The organism is Streptomyces sp. NBC_01390 (genome assembly GCF_045040105.1).
Taxonomy (GTDB): Bacteria; Actinomycetota; Actinomycetes; order Streptomycetales; family Streptomycetaceae; genus Streptomyces.
Window position 1 is genome coordinate 3,138,413 of the sequence record NZ_CP109551.1, and the last position, 16,087, is coordinate 3,154,499.

A 16,087-nucleotide genomic window follows, 5' to 3' on the forward strand; every position below is an offset into this window, starting at 1 on the left:
GCTGCGACAGGGCAGCCCTGCGGGCTCGGCCCCTGGCAGATCGGCCGTCGGCGGCTCAGCCCTCGCCCTCCCGCTCCGCGAGGAACCGCTCGAACTCCAGGCCGATCTCGTCGGCGGACGGGATGTCGACGGGCTCCGCGAGCATATTGCCCCGGCTCTCGGCGCCGGCAGCCGCGTCGTACTGGTGCTCAAGGCCCTGGACGAGGGCGACGAGGTCCTCGTCGCCCTCCTGGATCTGACGGTCGATCTCCGTCTGGGTCCGGTGGGCGTCCGTGCGCAGCGCGTGCGCGATGCCGGGCAGGACCAGACCGGTGGCGGCCGTGATGGCCTCCAGGACGGTCAGGGCGGCGTCCGGGTACGGAGAGCGGGCGATGTAGTGCGGGACGTGCGCGGCGACGCCCAGGACGTCGTGTCCGGCCTCCATGAGGCGGTACTCGACGAGCGCCTCGGCGCTGCCGGGAACCTGTGCCTCCTCGAAGGGGCTGCGGTGGCCCGGCACCAGTTCGGTGCGGTTGCCGTGCGGGGTGAGGCCCACGGGGCGCGTGTGCGGGACGCCCATGGGGATGCCGTGGAAGTTCACCGCCAGGCGGACACCGAGACGCTCGATGATCTGCTGGACGGCCACGGCGAAGCGCTCCCACTCGACGTCCGGCTCGGGTCCGGACAGCAGCAGGAAGGGCGCCCCTGTGGCGTCCTGGACGAGCCGCACATCGAGTGTGGGGACTTCGTAGTCGGTCCACCGGTCGCGCTTGAACGTCAGCAGCGGGCGACGCGCGCGGTAGTCCACGAGCCGGTCGTGATCGAAGCGGGCCACCACTTGGTTGGGCAGCGTGTCGAGCAGCCGGTCAACGATCTGATCGCCGGTCTCACCCGCGTCGATGTACCCGTCGAAGTGGTAGAGCATGACAAGACCGGCCGACTCCTGCGCCAGCGCCATGTCGACGACGGCCAGGCCTTTCGGCTCCCATGCGTACAAACCCTGCGGATCAAGCACTGTGACCGCTCCTCCTCGTGTTCGTACTGCACAACGTGGCACGGAGCGCGGGCATTCCCGCCCGGGCCCCGCTCACAGGTACGACTTGCCCACCCGCGACGCGCCCGCGGTTCGTCAGGAGGACAGCACGCGCGCGTGGAGCGCGGTCACGGCCTTGCGGGCGGACGTGAACGCGCCGTGCTGCCAGGCGTCGGTGTAACTGAGCCAGTCACCGGCGAAGTACACGCGCCCGGTGGGCTCGTTGAGGGACTTGTAACGGACGTCGTCGGGCCCGCCGGGGGTGCTGTGCCACGCGGCCTCCAGATGAGGCGTCTGACGCCAGTGGTGCGAGAAGGAGGACGCCAGTTCGGTGCGGTACTTGTCGCCGTAGATCTTCACACCCGCGGCCACGGCCCGCTTCTCACGTTCCTTGGGGGCGAGTCGCGCGTACGAGTCGGCGTTGGCGCTGTAGTTGTAGTAGCCGATGACGATGCCTCGCTCCCCGTGGAACCCGTACGACGGGTGCCAGATGTGGACGACGTCCTGGTCGGTCTCGGTGATGCCGCCGTAGATCCGGTGGTCCAGCTCCCACCAGCGGGACCGGTACTCCAGGCCGATCTTGGCGGCGGACGACGGGGTGATCGTCTCCAGGGCGGACTGCACTCCGGAGCCGAGGTTGTGCGGGACCTTCGCGAGGATGTTCGGCGGCAGAGCGCCGATGCAGTAGTCGGCGTTGACCACCCTGGTACGGCTGCCCTGGGTGTAGGTGACGGAAACACCACTCCCGGTATCGGTGATTTTCGAGACGACCGCCCCGGTACGGACGCGATGGGCGCCGATCGCCCTGGTGAGCGCCTTGGGTATCTGGTCCATGCCGCCCACCGGCTGGAACATCAGCATGGCCTGGTCGAAGCCGAACTCGAACGAGAAGTAGCGCCCGACACCGCCGGCGAACACCTCGGAGGCGGTCGGGACATCGCCGAGCAGCACACCGGGGGTGCCCGCGGCGCCCGGGACGGCCGTGTACCCGCGGCGCTCACCGCCCTCGTACCTCAGGGTGTCGCCGAGTTCGCCGTAGTCCTTGAGGAACTCGACGAGCCGTTCCCGGTCGGCGGCCGTCAACTCCTCGTCGAGGGCGCCCTTGTCGGTGGCCTTGGCGAGCAACTCCGAGACGTAGCCGTACACATCGGCCTTGGCGGTGCGGTGGCGCACCGGCGCGGTCATGCCGGCCGACTCGTTGTAGATGTAGGCGTCCGCGTTGACGTTCGTGAACACTTCGACGGGGACGCCCAGTTCGCGGCAGTAGTCGAGTGTGACCATCCACTGCGCAAGGCGGGCGGGTCCGGCGTTCATGTAGTGGCCGTCCGCGAACCGGGCCGTCTGCCGGTGGCCGTAGAGGTCGGTGGTCGAGTCACCGCCCCGGACGGTGAAGTTGCGTCCGCCGGTGCGGTCCCTGGCCTCCAGGACCGTACAGTCGTAGCCGGCCTTGCCGAGTTCGTATGCGGCGGCCAGCCCTGCGATGCCACCGCCCACGATGACGACCTTGGCGGCGGCGCGCCCGCTGAGCGTGAAGTCGCCCGGCCTGAGTGCTTGGAAGGCCTGGTCGCGCTGGGCGGCCTGTGCGCTGGGCGCGAGGCCCAGGGCCCCCATGGTGGCGAACATCGCTCCGGCGCCACCGCTGAGACCCACGTTGCGCAGAAACGCACGGCGGCTGCCGCCAGGACCGTTCTGAGGCTGCGTCATGTCTTCGGCTCCCCTTTTTCCGATCACGAATGACCGGGGAAGCCTCGCAACTGCCCGTTTCGGAACGTCAGTTACTCGTGTATCCCGCACGTTTCGGCGAGGACAGTGCGGACAACTCCGTCAGACGTGCGGAGCTGCGCCCACAAGGCCGAAGGCCCGCACCTCGAAAGGTGCGGGCCCTCAGTCAGCTGCTGAGTCAAGCGGCAGCGATCAGCTCTGGCCACCGGCCAGCTTCTCGCGGAGCGCCGCAAGGGCCTCGTCCGACGCCAGGGCACCGGACGTGTCGTCCGACTCCGAGGAGTACGAGCCGCCGCCACCGCCGGAAGCGGCCGGAGCCGCACCCGTGGTGCTGGTGCCCTCGGCCTCCGCCTGGGCGTCGGCCTCGCGGGACTTGATGACCTGAGCCTGGTGCTGCTCGAAGCGCTGCTGCGCCTCGGCGTACTGGTTCTCCCACACCTCGCGCTGGGATTCGAAGCCCTCGAGCCAGTCGTTGGTCTCGGGGTCGAAGCCCTCGGGGTAGATGTAGTTGCCCTGGTCGTCGTACGACGCGGCCATGCCGTACAGCGTCGGGTCGAACTCGACCGAGGCCGGGTCCGAACCGAAGGACTCGTTGGCCTGCTTCAGGGACAGCGAGATCCGGCGACGCTCGAGGTCGATGTCGATGACCTTGACGAAGATCTCGTCGTTGACCTGGACGACCTGCTCCGGGATCTCCACGTGGCGCTCGGCCAGCTCGGAGATGTGGACCAGACCCTCGATGCCCTCGTCCACGCGGACGAACGCACCGAACGGAACGAGCTTCGTGACCTTACCGGGGACGACCTGACCGATCTGGTGCGTCCGGGCGAACTGCTGCCACGGGTCTTCCTGCGTCGCCTTCAGCGACAGGGAGACACGCTCGCGGTCCATGTCGACGTCGAGGACCTCGACGGTGACTTCCTGGCCGACCTCGACAACCTCGGAGGGGTGGTCGATGTGCTTCCAGGAGAGCTCGGAGACGTGCACGAGACCGTCGACGCCACCCAGGTCCACGAAGGCACCGAAGTTGACGATCGAGGAGACGACGCCGGAGCGGACCTGACCCTTCTGCAGGGTCGTGAGGAACGTCTGGCGCACCTCGGACTGGGTCTGCTCGAGCCAGGCACGGCGGGACAGGACCACGTTGTTGCGGTTCTTGTCCAGCTCGATGATCTTCGCCTCGAGCTCCTTGCCCACGTAGGGCTGGAGGTCGCGGACTCGACGCATCTCGACGAGGGAGGCCGGCAGGAAGCCACGGAGGCCGATGTCGAGGATGAGACCACCCTTGACGACCTCGATGACGGTACCGGTGACGATGCCGTCCTCTTCCTTGATCTTCTCGATGGTGCCCCAGGCGCGCTCGTACTGGGCGCGCTTCTTCGAGAGGATCAGGCGGCCTTCCTTGTCCTCCTTCTGGAGAACAAGGGCTTCGATCTCGTCGCCGACCTTGACGACCTCGTTCGGGTCGACGTCGTGCTTGATCGAGAGCTCACGGCTCGGGATGACACCTTCGGTCTTGTAACCGATGTCGAGGAGAACCTCGTCCCGGTCAACCTTGACGATGACGCCGTCGACGATGTCACCATCGTTGAAGTACTTGATCGTCTCGTCGATAGCGGCGAGGAATGCTTCCTCGTCACCGATGTCGTTGACCGCAACCTGCGGAGTGGTGGCGGTGATCTCGGTGCTGCTCGTCATGTGGGAAAGGGCTCCGGTACGGACAGAGAGTCGTAGGTACTGCTTGCGCCGGGAGCCCGTTTCGCTCTGCAGAAGGCCGGACAGCCAAGGAAGCGCCACACCGGGACCCGAAGATCCGGTGGCGCCTCGACAACCGAGGGGACATACATACAGATGCGAGCGCAACCTGCTAGGTCTGAGGTGCGCAGGCCCGCAGCGCAACTTGTAGCATACGGGGGCAGCCGGGCAGGGTCAATGCGCGAAGGCGCACACCCGGGGCGGATCGCCGCATACCCGGCACAAGACGTGTCCCAGGAGGCCACGAGGGCGTGATGACGCCCCAAGGGTGACGGCCGCCGGGACAGGTCTGGCGGAAGAGACCGCACACTAATACGAGGGAGCCGATCATCCAAGAGCCCGAATCGTCCGAGCCGGAGGCCACCCGGCGGTCCGCCGGAGTCACCGAGAGCTCCCGGGCCAACCGGGGCTGGTGGGACCGGAACGCGGACGACTACCAGAACGAGCACGGCACCTTCCTCGGCGACGACCGTTTCGTCTGGTGCCCCGAGGGCCTCGACGAGGTGGAGGCCGAACTCCTCGGCCCGGCCGAGGACCTCAAGGGCAAGGACATTCTGGAGATCGGTGCCGGCGCGGCCCAGTGCTCACGCTGGCTGGCCGCCCAGGGCGCCCGCCCGGTGGCCCTGGACCTCTCCCACCGCCAGCTCCAGCACGCCCTGCGGATCGGTGGCGGCGTCCCTCTGGTGGAGGCCGACGCGGGCGCCCTGCCCTTCGCGGACAGCTCCTTCGACCTGGTGTGCTCGGCATACGGGGCCATGCCCTTCGTCGCCGATCCGGTGCTGGTGCTGCGCGACGTCCGCCGGGTGCTGCGCCCGGGTGGTCGTTTCGTCTTCTCGGTGACGCACCCGGTCCGCTGGGCGTTCCCCGACGAGCCCGGCCCCGAGGGCCTGTCCGTCTCGGGTTCGTACTTCGACCGCACCCCGTACGTCGAGCAGGACGACGACGGCAACGCGGTGTACGTCGAGCACCACAGGACGCTCGGCGACCGCGTCCGGGACGTCGTCGCGGGCGGTTTCCGCCTGGTCGACCTGGTCGAGCCGGAGTGGCCGGCCTGGAACACCTCCGAGTGGGGCGGCTGGTCCCCTCTGCGCGGCAACCTCATTCCCGGGACAGCGATCTTCGTCTGCGAGCGCGACTGAGAAGACCGTCCGCGCAAAGCGCCCTCCACGCACGCGTGGAGGGCGCTTTGCGCGGACGTACGACACTGGGGGCGTGATCCGTTACGACGCCCTGGACGTCCTGCCCGTACGCGGCGCCCTGCCCGACCTGACCGACGCGCTCGACGCGCACGGCGCCGCCGTCCTCGTGGCGCCGCCCGGGACCGGCAAGACGACGCTGGTGCCGCTGGCCCTGGCGGGGCTGCTGGAGTCCGGCGGCCCGGTGCGGCGGGTCGTCGTCGCGGAGCCGAGGCGGATCGCCGCGCGGGCGGCGGCCCGGCGGATGGCGTGGCTGCTGGGCGAACAGGTCGGCGGAAGCGTCGGGTACACCGTGCGCGGGGAGCGCGTGGTGGGGCCACGCGCGCGCGTGGAGGTCGTCACGACCGGTGTGCTGCTGCAACGGTTGCAGCGGGACCAGGAGTTGCCGGGCGTCGATGTCGTCGTGCTCGACGAGTGTCACGAACGGCATCTGGACGCCGACACGACGGCGGCGTTCCTGGTCGACGTACGGGCGGCGCTGCGCCCGGAACTGCGGCTGGTGGCGGCGTCGGCGACGACCGACGCCGAGGGCTGGGCGGGGCTGCTGGGGGGCGCGCCGGTGGTCGAGGCCGCAGGTGTGTCGTATCCGGTGGAGGTGGTGTGGGCGCCGCCGGCGCGTCCTGTACGGCCGCCGCACGGTATGCGCGTCGACCCGGCGTTGCTGACGCAGGTGGCTTCGGTTGTCCGGAGGGCACTGGCCGAGCGGGCGGGGGACGTCCTGTGTTTCCTGCCCGGTGTGGGGGAGATCGCGCGCGTGGCGGGCCAGTTGCGGGACCTCGGGCCCGCGGTGGAGGTGCTCCAGGTGCACGGGCGGGCACCGGCCGCGGTGCAGGACGCCGTGCTGTCGGGCGGAGCGGGCCGCCGGGTGGTGCTGGCGACGTCCGTGGCGGAGTCGTCGCTGACGGTTCCGGGGGTGCGGGTGGTCGTGGACTCCGGGCTGGCGCGGGAGCCGAGGGTGGACCACGCGCGCGGGCTGAGCGCGCTGACGACGGTACGGGCCTCGCAGGCGGCGGGGCGGCAACGGGCCGGGCGGGCGGGGCGTGAGGCGCCGGGCGCGGTGTACCGCTGCTGGGCGGAGGCCGAGGACGCGCGCCTGACGCGCTTTCCGTCTCCGGAGATCAAGGTGGCCGACCTGACGGCGTTCGCCCTCCAGGCGGCCTGCTGGGGCGATCCCGAGGCCTCCGGGCTGGCGTTGCTGGATCCGCCGCCGGGCGGTGCGATGGCGGCGGCCCGGGCGGTGCTGACGGCGATCGGCGCGGTGGACGCGGCGGGGCGGCCCACGGACCGGGGTGTGCGAATGTCCCGCCTCGGCCTGCACCCCCGGCTGGCCCGAGCCCTGCTGGACGCGGCGCCGGCGGTGGGCACGGCCCGGGCCGCCGAGGTGGTCGCGCTGCTGAGCGAGGAGCCGCCCCGGGAGTACGGCGACGATCTGGCGGCGGCCTGGCGGGCGGCCCGGCGCGGGAACGACGCGTACGCGGCCCGCTGGCGGACGGAGGCCCGCAGGCTGCGCTCGGCGGCGCCGGCCGCCGAGCGTCCTGAATCCGCCGACGGCTCCGCCGCGGCTGCCGGGGACGACCGTGCGGTCGGGCTCGTCGCCGCGCTCGCCTTTCCCGAGCGGGTCGCCAGGGCTCAGGGCGGTTCGTATCTGATGGTGTCCGGTACCCGGGCCGAGGCCGGTGACGGTTCGGCGCTGCGCGGCGCCCCCTGGATCGCGGTCGCCGTGGCGGACCGGCCGGTCGGGGCCGGGCACGCGCGCGTGCGGCTCGCCGCCACCGTCGACGAGGACACCGCGCGGTCGGCGGCCAGCGCCCTGCATGCCACGGGCGAGGAGGTCCACTGGGCGGACGGGGACGTCGTCGCCCGGCGGGTCGAGCGGCTCGGGGCGGTGGAGCTGGCGGTGCGCCCCCTGCGCGACCCCGACCCCGTACTCGTACGCGACGCGCTTCTTGAGGGCCTGCGGCGGGACGGGCTCGGGCTGCTGCGGTGGTCCGCGGACGCCAGAACCCTTCGGCAGCGGCTCGCCTTTCTTCACCTGCGCCTGGGCGATCCATGGCCCGATGTCTCCGAAGACGCCCTCCACGCACGCGTGGACGAGTGGCTGGAGCCCGAGCTGAGCCGGGCGCGGCGGCGGGCCGACCTGGGGCGGATCGAGGCGGGGCAGGCACTCAACCGGCTTCTGCCGTGGGCCTCCGGGGAGGCCGGGCGGCTGGACGAGCTGGCGCCCGAGCGGCTGACCGTGCCGAGTGGGTCCAGGATCCGGATCGACTACTCCGATCCCGAACGGCCCGTGCTCGCCGTGAAGTTGCAGGAGATGTTCGGCCTGCGGGAGTCGCCCGCCGTGGCCGGTGTGCCGATTGTCGTCCAGCTGCTGTCGCCCGCCGGGCGGCCCGCCGCCGTCACCGCCGACCTGGCCTCCTTCTGGCAGGACGGCTACAAGGGCGTTCGTGCCGAGTTGCGCGGCCGGTATCCGAAGCATCCGTGGCCCGAGGACCCGGCGACCGCCGAGCCGACCCGGCACACGAACGCGCGGCTCAGGCGGTGACCGGCTCGGGGACGGAGGTCTCCGTGGGGACGGGGTCGGTGGGCCTGCGGCCGCGGGCCTCCAGGTAGAGGGCGAGGGCCAGCAGGAGCACGCCCAGGGCCAGGAAGCCCCAGGGGAGGTACGACGTCAGCAGCAGGACCAGTACACGCTGGGACTTGACGAGGGCGACCGTCGACTCGATGTAGTCCTCGCGCATTTTCACGTGCCCGGAGAAGGCCGTCACCTTGTCGCGCCCCCTCAGGAGAGCGCCTCCGCGCAGTTCCTCCTGGTGGATCTCCTCGCCGTAGACGGGCGCTCCGGTGACCGGTTCCACCCAGAACTTGCGGACCGTGGTGTACCAGCGGGTCATACCCGTCGCGGCGACCGTCTCCGCGGTGACGCCCTTGATCGGCAGGTCCTTGGGGAAGGGAACCTTCGTCCACGGGATGGTCTGCTCGAAGTAGTAGACCGAGACGCCGCGGAACTTCTGCGTGCCCTTGTAGTGGATGGGGGCGGTCACCCGGGCCTGCGCGTCGAAGTACTCGTAGTCCCGTTTCTCCGTCAGGAAGGGCCACTTGAACTCGATGCCCTCCCGTTTCACCGGGTCGCCGTCGACCATCTCCCCGGTGGCGTGCACCGGTTCCTGGGTGTGTGCGTCGAAGATGTAGCGCTCGGGGATCTTCGAGACCATTTTCCCGTCGGGTCCCTGGACGTAGGAGAGACCGTCCCAGACGACCACGTCCTGCCCCGCCGTCTTCTCGATCTTCTCCGAGGCTTCGACGTTGCCCTTGAGGGTCTGCACGATGGTGACCTTGGAGACCTTCTTGGCCTGGAACGAGTCGTAGTCGAGAAGGGTCGCGTCCTTCGCCTCCAGGACCATGTCCGTGTACTGGTTCGCCGGGACCTTGGCGAGGCGCGGGAAGGCGTACCAGCGCATCAGAGGGGACAGCGCCGCGAAGAACACGGCGAGGGCGAGCAGGATCAGGCCGGACTTTCGGCGCATCTCGGCCTCCCTCCCAAAGAGGTGCGGCGGCTACGGATGTGGCGGAACGGTCGTGAGCAGCGGCTTCGGGGACGTCGTGCCCGTCGGCGTGCCCAGGGCCGTGATCGTGAGGACGAGCGCGAACGCGAGGGCGAGGCCGGTCGCTGCGGCGATCAGGGCTCGCATAGGGGGCCTCCCCGGCTGCCGACGGTTGCCTGACGGGGTGTCAGGTCGGGGCACCGTAGCAACGGTCGGCGGAGATGAGAACAACTCGTACGCAGGAAAGCGGCCCCCCTCGCCGTGAACGGGGTGCCGCTTTCCTGCATATGAACGTGGGACGGTTGAGCGGAGTTGGCGGCCTATGCGCTCGGGGAGGCGGAGGCCGAGGGGTCGGCCGACTCGGTCGGAGCCGTCGGTCCCGCCGATTCCGTCGGGGTGGGTGCCGCCGTCACCGTCAGTTGGACGGTCAGGGTGGCGCCGCCGGTGGTGGTGATGCGGAGCAGGAAGGTGCCGGCGGTGTCGTCGGCGTACAGCTTGGGCAGCTTGAGCAGGCCGTTCGCGTCCGTTTTGAGCCCTGTGAGGGTGCGGACCGTCTTGCCGTCCGCGTCCTTGAAGTAGGGGCCCTTGTCGTTCACGGTCGCGTCGTCGGCCGAGGTGACCAGGGTCGCGGTGGCCGCGACGTTGTCCGCGAGGGCGCCGTCGTACGTCGCCTTGACCTCGACCTGGTCGGCGAACTCGCCGCCCGCCACGCAGGTGAGCGCGGTGGTGCCGGTGCGGGCGAGTGTGTCGGCGGCGCGGGCGGTGACGGAGGCCGTGTAGTCGACGCCGGTGACCGTACGGCCGACGACGATCGCGCGGACCGTGAAGTCGCCCGTCTTCTCGCCCGCCTTGAGCGCGGGCGCGACGGCGACTCCATTGCTGCCGGTGACGACCGTGGCCACGCTCTCACCGCCGGTGAAGGTGGTGTCCGTGTCGCCGATGATCGTGAAGCGGATCCTGACCTTGCCGACCGCCTTGCCTGCGGAGGTCTCCGCGCGGGTGCTGATCCTCTTGGTGAACGCGTCCCCCGCCATCGCGGTGAGCTTGGCGGTCCCGGCGTCCTCCAGGTGGTCCACCGTGTCGGTGGGCGTGGGTGTGGGCACCGGGATCGGGGTCGGCACGGTGGGCTTGCCCGGCTTCGCCGGGGGCGGGGTGCTCGTCCCCGGCGTGCTGGGGCCGGGGCTCGGCGTCGTCCCGCCCGGCGACGGAGTGGGGCTCGCCCCGGAGTTGCCGCCACCGCTGCCCGCGGGCAGCGGTCCCGTGCCGTCCGGAACCTCGTGGATGCCCTTGCGGTAGTACTCCAGCCACGACAGGACGAGGTTCAGATACTCCGTCGAGTTGTTGTAGCTGAGGATCGCCCGGTTGAGGTCGGCCTGCGTCGACAGGTCCCAGCCGAACCGGCACAGGTAGTGGCCGGCGGCGAGCGCCGCGTCGTAGACGTTGTTGGGGTCTTTCCTGCCGTCGCCGTTGCCGTCGCGGCCCGCCCACGCCCAGGTGGACGGGATGAACTGCATGGGCCCGACGGCACTGTCGTAGCTGCTGTTGCCGTCGTAGGCGCCGTTGTCGGTGTCCTTGATGAGCGCGAAGCCGTTGCCGTCGAGCTGCGGGCCGAGGATCGGGCTGGTCGTGGTGCCGTTCGCGTCCACCCGGCCGCCGCGGGCCTGACCGGACTCGACCTTGCCGATGGCCGCGAGCAGCTGCCAGGGAAGGTTGCAGCCGGGCTTGGCCGTGGCCAGTGCCGTCTCGGCCTTCTTGTAGGCGTCGAGGACGGTCGCGGGTATGCCGGCCTCGGCCTCGCCGATCGAGACCGGCGTGCCTATGACCGACGACTGCGCCGGGCTCGGACTGGGGTTCGGACTGCGGAGCGGTGGAAGGTCCGTGTAGTACGGCGGCGAGTTACCGGTCGCGCTCGCACTGTCGTCGGCCGTCGCCTCCGACGTGGGCTGGGAGTCACTGGCGGTCTGTCTGCCCTGGTCGTCGACCGTCGCCCCCGGCGCCTGGGACGCGGACAGAGCCGCGACCGCGAGTGCGGCCACGGCGGTCGTCGCCGCCCCCTTGCGGAGCCTCCTGCCGATGTACGCCGCCATACAGAGAACCCCTCCCGTGGGCGACAAGTCGCCCTGTTCCGCCTGTTTTCGTCCGGTCGCGGCCGATCTCGACCAGTCCCGACCAATCTCGGTCAGCCTTGCGAATCGGCCATTTCGCCCGATTCCACGCCTTGTTCGTGTGTTACGCCTGCATTGCGCGCCCGCGTTCGTCCATGCTCCCCAGCAGGCCGACCCAGGCGACCCTACGACAACTTGTGTTGCACGGACACCCGTTCGTGCCCGATATTCACCGATTGGCCAACTGTGATTCTCTCGCGTGCCGCGGACCCGGGTGGCCCGCATGCGGCTGTTCCCGCATCTCCCCTACTGACTCGTAACCCCCGCCGCAGGTTGTAGGCGTCCCGCATACTGGACGCCGGTGATCACCGGGACGGTTCGCCCTCGCCAACCTCCGCTCCAGGGAGCCCCTTTGCCGTTCACTCTCAGCCACGCGGCGGCCGTACTGCCCGCCGTACGCGCCGACGGAACCGGCCGCGGCCGACTGATACCGGCGGTACTGGTCGCCGGCTCCTTCTCTCCCGACCTGACCTATTTCGCGGCGAGCGTCCTTCCCCGGGCCATGGAGTTCGGCGAGGTCACCCACTCCTTCCCGGGCGTCTTCACGATCGACGTGGTCGTCGCCTGGGCGTTGGTCGCCCTGTGGCTGTTCCTGCGCGAACCGCTGGTGGCCCTGCTGCCACACGCCGGGCAGAGCCGGACGGCGGCCCTGCTGCGCTGCGGCACTCCCCGCGCGCGCGTGACACCGTCCCTGGCACTCCGGTGGTACGCCTCGGCCGCCTTCGGCGCCCTCACCCACGTCGTCTGGGACGCGTTCACACACCACGACCGGTGGGGGGTGCGGCTGTTCCCCTTCCTCGACAGCGACCTGCGGGGCTCACCTCTGTACTGGTACCTGCAGTACGGCAGTTCGGCGCTGGCCGCGGTGGTCATCGCGGGGTTCGTGTACTACGCGCTACGGCGGACCGGCGCGGGCGAACCGACCGGCGTACCGGTGCTGTCGGTACGGGACCGGTGGCTGGCCTGCGCCGTGATCGGCGGCTGCGCGGCGGTGGGCGCAGTACAGCGGGTGCTGCGCTGGTGGGCGCACTGGGGCGCGCAGGCGAAGCTCTGGGAGGTGATCCCGACGCTGTGCTTCGGGGTGGGGGCGGGTCTGCTGTCGGGGTTGGTCCTGTACGCGGTGGGTGTCAGGGCCTGGCGTCCCGGGGAGCGGACGGGGGCTCGTGCCGCCGAAGGCCGTAGCCTCCGGACGGAAGACCCGGATCTCTCGGCGGAGGAGACGCGGGATCACGCCGGCGGGCGGGCCGGAGGCCGTGCGGGTTCCCGCTGACCGCCGCGGAGCGGGCGGCGCAGCCAGCCTCGCCCCCAGCCGGCCCAGAGGCGCCAGGTCCGGGCGCGGCCGGACACCGGCGGGCCGGAGCGTGGCCCGAGGTGGGCACGGAGGGTACGGCGAGTACGGGGGTGCGGCGCGAGTGCGCGCCGGAGGGCGTCCGCACGGCGTCCGAGGGGGTCGGTGACCGGGCTGCTGCCGGGAATGCGGGCGGTGCTCGCGTCGGCCGCGACTGCCGGTACCGGGGAGGCCCGTATGAGGGCCGTTCGGCGGATGAGCGTGCGTATACCCATGCCCGCATCCTGTCGGGCGGGCCGTGGCGAGGCGTCTTCGCGGGGGCCACGCGGGTGACGGACCCGGCGGGACGTCGGGGAGAGTCGTCCGGGACGAGTTCCTGGCCCCCGGACGACCACCGAAGCCGCCGCCCCGCACCGGCGCCGAGCCGGGGCACCCGAAACAACCCGCCCGCTTCCGGCTGCAGGCTCGGTCCGACCCGCGGCTGACGACAAGGCGGACCGGGCCAGGTCGGGTGCCGGATGCGGCACCCGACCTGTTGTCAGGGGCGTGGGCCCTTGGGCCTGGATCGCGCGGGCGCGACGAGACCGCCCCGGCCGCCGGCAGCCCGCACCCGCACCCGCACCCGCACCCGCAGCCAACGAACCGCCCGTGTGACCGCCAACCCAGCGGAGCTGCTAGTGCGCGGCCGACTCCCAGTCGAGTCCCGAGCCCACCGAAACGTCCAGGGGTGCCCGGAGGGTCACCGCGCCCGCCATCTCGCGGCGGACCAGCTCCTCCGTTGCCTCGCGCTCGCCCGGGGCGATCTCCAGGACGATTTCGTCGTGGACCTGGAGCAGCATGCGGGACTTGAGCTTGGTCTCCTCCAGCGCCCGGCCCACGTTCAGCATGGCGATCTTGACGATGTCCGCCGCCGTGCCCTGGATCGGGGCGTTCAGGGCCATGCGCTCGGCCATCTCGCGGCGCTGGCGGTTGTCGCTGTTCAGGTCGGGGAGATACCGGCGGCGGCCGAACAGGGTCTCCGTGTAGCCGGTCGCCCGTGCCTCGTCGACCGCCCGGCGCAGATAGTCCCGTACGCCGCCGAAGCGCTCGAAGTACGTGTCCATCAGGCCGCGTGCCTCGCCCGCGTCGATGTTCAGCTGTCCGGACAGGCCGAAGGCCGACAGACCGTACGCCAGACCGTAGGACATCGCCTTGATCTTGCGGCGCATCTCCGCGTCCACCGCCGAGCGGTCCACCGCGAACACCTGGGAGGCGACCGTGGTGTGCAGGTCCTCACCGGACGTGAACGCCTCCAGGAGGCCCTCGTCCTCCGAGAGGTGGGCCATGACCCTCAGTTCGATCTGGCTGTAGTCCGCCGTCATCAGCGACTCGAAGCCCTCGCCGACCACGAACCCCCGACGGATGGCCCGGCCCTCGTCCGTGCGGACCGGGATGTTCTGGAGGTTGGGGTCCGTGGAGGACAGTCGGCCCGTCGCCGCCACCGTCTGGTTGAACGTCGTGTGGATACGGCCGTCCGCCGCGATCGTCTTGATCAGGCCCTCGACGGTGACACGCAGCTTCGCCTGCTCGCGGTGGCGGAGCATGACGACCGGCAGTTCGTTGTCCGTCTGCGTCGCGAGCCATGCCAGGGCGTCCGCGTCCGTCGTGTAGCCCGTCTTGGTCTTCTTCGTCTTCGGCAGGCCCAGCTCGCCGAAGAGGACCTCCTGGAGCTGCTTGGGCGAGCCGAGGTTGAACTCGTGGCCGGCCGCCGCGTGCGCCTCCTTCACCGCCTGCTGCACCGCGCCCGCGAACATCTGCTCCATGGCTTCCAGGTGGGCCCGGTCCGCCGCGATGCCGTGTCGCTCCATGCGGGCCAGCAGCGCCGACGTCGGCAGCTCCATGTCCCCCAGCAGATCCGCCGCGCCGACCTCCTGGACGCGCTCACCGAACGCCTCGCCCAGGTCGACGATCGTGCGGGCCTGCACCATCAGGGAATCGGCCTCCGCGCCCTCGTCCGTACCGAAGGCCAGCTGGCCGTCCGCCGTCGCGGCGGGCGCCAGTTCACGGCCGAGGTACTCCAGGGACAGCGCGTCCAGGTCGAAGGAACGCCGGCCCGGCTTCACCAGGTACGCGGCCAGCGCCGTGTCCATGCTCACCCCGGCCACGGTCCAGCCGTGCTCCGCGAAGACCCGCATCGCGCCCTTGGCGCTGTGGAACACCTTGGGCCGGTCCGCGTCGGCCAACCAGGCCGCGAACGCGTTCTCGTCCGCCTCGTCGAGCTCCGCCGGGTCGAACCAGGCCGCCGCTCCCCCGGCCGCGGCGAGCGCGACCTCGGCGACCGAGCCACTGCCCAGCGCCCAGGTGTCGACCGTGGCGACGCCGAGCACCTGTGTGCCGTGCTCGGTGAGCCAGGGGGCCAGCTCGCCCGCGCCGAGCACCGTCCCGTCGACCTCGACGCCGGCCTCGGCCACCGGTCCGGCCTCGGCCTCCTCGGCGCCCGGGTCGACGGCCAGCAGCCGCTCGCGCAGCGAGGGGTTCCGGATCTCCAGGGTGTCGAGGACCACGGCCACCGCCGTACGGTCGTACGCCGCACGCTCCAAGTCCGTGACCGTCTTCGGGAGTTCGACGTCCCGGACCATCTCCGTGAGCCGCCGGTTGAGCTTGACGGCATCCAGGTGGTCCCGCAGGTTCTGCCCGACCTTGCCCTTGACCTCGTCGACCCGCTCGACCAGTTCCGCGAACGACCCGAACTGGTTGATCCACTTCGCCGCCGTCTTCTCACCGACCCCCGGAATGCCCGGCAGGTTGTCGGACGGGTCGCCGCGCAGCGCCGCGAAGTCCGGATACTGGGCCGGCGTCAACCCGTACTTCTCGAAGACCTTCTCCGGGGTGAACCGGGTCAGCTCGGATACGCCCTTCGTCGGATACAGCACCGTCGTGTTCTCGGTGACCAGCTGGAAGGAGTCCCGGTCGCCGGTGACGATCAGCACCTCGAAGCCCTCGGCCTCGGCCTGCGTGGTCAGCGTGGCGATGACGTCGTCAGCCTCGAAACCGTCGACGGCGAACCGCTCCGCGTGCATCGCGTCGAGCAGCTCGCCGATCAGCTCGACCTGCCCCTTGAACTCGTCCGGCGTCTTCGACCGGTTCGCCTTGTACTCCGTGAACTCCTCGGAGCGCCAGGTCTTGCGGGACACGTCGAACGCCACCGCGAAGTGCGTGGGCGACTCGTCGCGCAGCGTGTTGGCGAGCATCGACGCGAAGCCGTAGATCGCGTTCGTCGGCTGGCCCGACGCGGTCGTGAAGTTCTCCGCGGGCAGCGCGAAGAACGCGCGGTACGCCAGCGAATGCCCGTCCATGAGCATCAGCCGGGGGCGGCCCGGGCCGGAGGTCTTCTCGGTCTTCTTCGATGCTGTTTCTGCCACGACCCC

11 protein-coding genes are annotated in these 16,087 nt (G+C 70.8%); 3 read left to right on the forward strand and 8 right to left on the reverse strand.

The features are described 5' to 3' along the window. Window positions 1–55: 55 nt before the first annotated feature. The 3 genes from OG241_RS14025 to rpsA form a co-directional block, all read right to left on the reverse strand. Window positions 56–994: a PAC2 family protein gene (locus OG241_RS14025; protein WP_405815660.1), complete on the reverse strand. Its 939-nt coding sequence runs from the start codon at window positions 992–994 to the stop codon at window positions 56–58. 114 nt (window positions 995–1,108) lie between these two features. Further along, window positions 1,109–2,635, reverse strand: a complete 1,527-nt coding sequence (locus OG241_RS14030) for a flavin monoamine oxidase family protein (protein WP_405826199.1) — start codon at window positions 2,633–2,635, stop codon at window positions 1,109–1,111. A 291-nt stretch (window positions 2,636–2,926) separates the two neighbouring features. Then, window positions 2,927–4,432 carry a 30S ribosomal protein S1 gene (gene rpsA / locus OG241_RS14035; RefSeq protein ID WP_006381002.1) on the reverse strand — a complete coding sequence of 502 codons (1,506 nt, stop codon included), beginning with the start codon at window positions 4,430–4,432 and terminating at the stop codon, window positions 2,927–2,929. 383 nt (window positions 4,433–4,815) lie between these two features. Between rpsA and OG241_RS14040 the strand changes: the two genes are divergently transcribed. Both OG241_RS14040 and hrpB read left to right on the forward strand, forming a co-directional pair. Beyond that, entirely contained in the window at window positions 4,816–5,628 is an 813-nt protein-coding gene (locus tag OG241_RS14040; protein ID WP_405826201.1) for a class I SAM-dependent methyltransferase, read from the forward strand. A gap of 73 nt (window positions 5,629–5,701) precedes the next feature. Continuing rightward, on the forward strand, window positions 5,702–8,227 hold the full coding sequence (hrpB, locus tag OG241_RS14045) for an ATP-dependent helicase HrpB (protein ID WP_405815661.1): 2,526 nt from the start codon (window positions 5,702–5,704) through the stop codon (window positions 8,225–8,227). Here hrpB and OG241_RS14050 read toward each other — a convergent pair. From OG241_RS14050 to OG241_RS14060, 3 genes are all read right to left on the reverse strand, one after another. Further along, window positions 8,217–9,209 carry a DUF3068 domain-containing protein gene (locus OG241_RS14050; protein WP_405815662.1) on the reverse strand — a complete coding sequence of 331 codons (993 nt, stop codon included), beginning with the start codon at window positions 9,207–9,209 and terminating at the stop codon, window positions 8,217–8,219. The two genes, hrpB and OG241_RS14050, sit on opposite strands and share 11 nt — an antisense overlap. 30 nt (window positions 9,210–9,239) lie before the next feature. Next, complete coding sequence (locus OG241_RS14055) at window positions 9,240–9,374, reverse strand: SPW_0924 family protein (protein WP_319093656.1); 135 nt, start codon at window positions 9,372–9,374, stop codon at window positions 9,240–9,242. 173 nt (window positions 9,375–9,547) lie between these two features. Beyond that, the gene (locus OG241_RS14060; protein ID WP_405815663.1) at window positions 9,548–11,314 is read right to left on the reverse strand and encodes a lytic transglycosylase domain-containing protein; all 1,767 of its coding nucleotides are present in this window, start codon (window positions 11,312–11,314) and stop codon (window positions 9,548–9,550) included. A 430-nt stretch (window positions 11,315–11,744) separates the two neighbouring features. On the opposite strand from OG241_RS14060, the gene OG241_RS14065 reads away from it, so the two are divergent. Next, window positions 11,745–12,662, forward strand: a complete 918-nt coding sequence (locus tag OG241_RS14065) for a DUF4184 family protein (RefSeq protein ID WP_405815664.1) — start codon at window positions 11,745–11,747, stop codon at window positions 12,660–12,662. Here the strand turns inward: OG241_RS14065 and OG241_RS14070 are convergent. Both OG241_RS14070 and polA read right to left on the reverse strand, forming a co-directional pair. After that, window positions 12,620–12,955 carry a hypothetical protein gene (locus OG241_RS14070; RefSeq protein ID WP_405815665.1) on the reverse strand — a complete coding sequence of 112 codons (336 nt, stop codon included), beginning with the start codon at window positions 12,953–12,955 and terminating at the stop codon, window positions 12,620–12,622. The genes OG241_RS14065 and OG241_RS14070 overlap by 43 nt on opposite strands. Before the next feature lie 399 nt (window positions 12,956–13,354). After that, window positions 13,355–16,081 carry a DNA polymerase I gene (gene polA / locus OG241_RS14075; RefSeq protein ID WP_405815666.1) on the reverse strand — a complete coding sequence of 909 codons (2,727 nt, stop codon included), beginning with the start codon at window positions 16,079–16,081 and terminating at the stop codon, window positions 13,355–13,357. Between the last annotated feature and the right edge of the window lie 6 nt (window positions 16,082–16,087).

Excerpts from the sequence above, each read along its gene's own strand:
- OG241_RS14055 (WP_319093656.1), bottom strand. The coding sequence starts at position 9,374 with ATGCGAGCCCTGATCGCCGCAGCGACCGGCCTCGCCCTCGCGTTCGCG.
- OG241_RS14030 (WP_405826199.1), bottom strand. The coding sequence starts at position 2,635 with ATGTTCGCCACCATGGGGGCCCTGGGCCTCGCGCCCAGCGCACAGGCC.
- OG241_RS14060 (WP_405815663.1), bottom strand. The coding sequence starts at position 11,314 with ATGGCGGCGTACATCGGCAGGAGGCTCCGCAAGGGGGCGGCGACGACC.
- OG241_RS14050 (WP_405815662.1), bottom strand. The coding sequence starts at position 9,209 with ATGCGCCGAAAGTCCGGCCTGATCCTGCTCGCCCTCGCCGTGTTCTTC.
- OG241_RS14070 (WP_405815665.1), bottom strand. The coding sequence starts at position 12,955 with ATGGGTATACGCACGCTCATCCGCCGAACGGCCCTCATACGGGCCTCC.
- rpsA (WP_006381002.1), bottom strand. The coding sequence starts at position 4,432 with ATGACGAGCAGCACCGAGATCACCGCCACCACTCCGCAGGTTGCGGTC.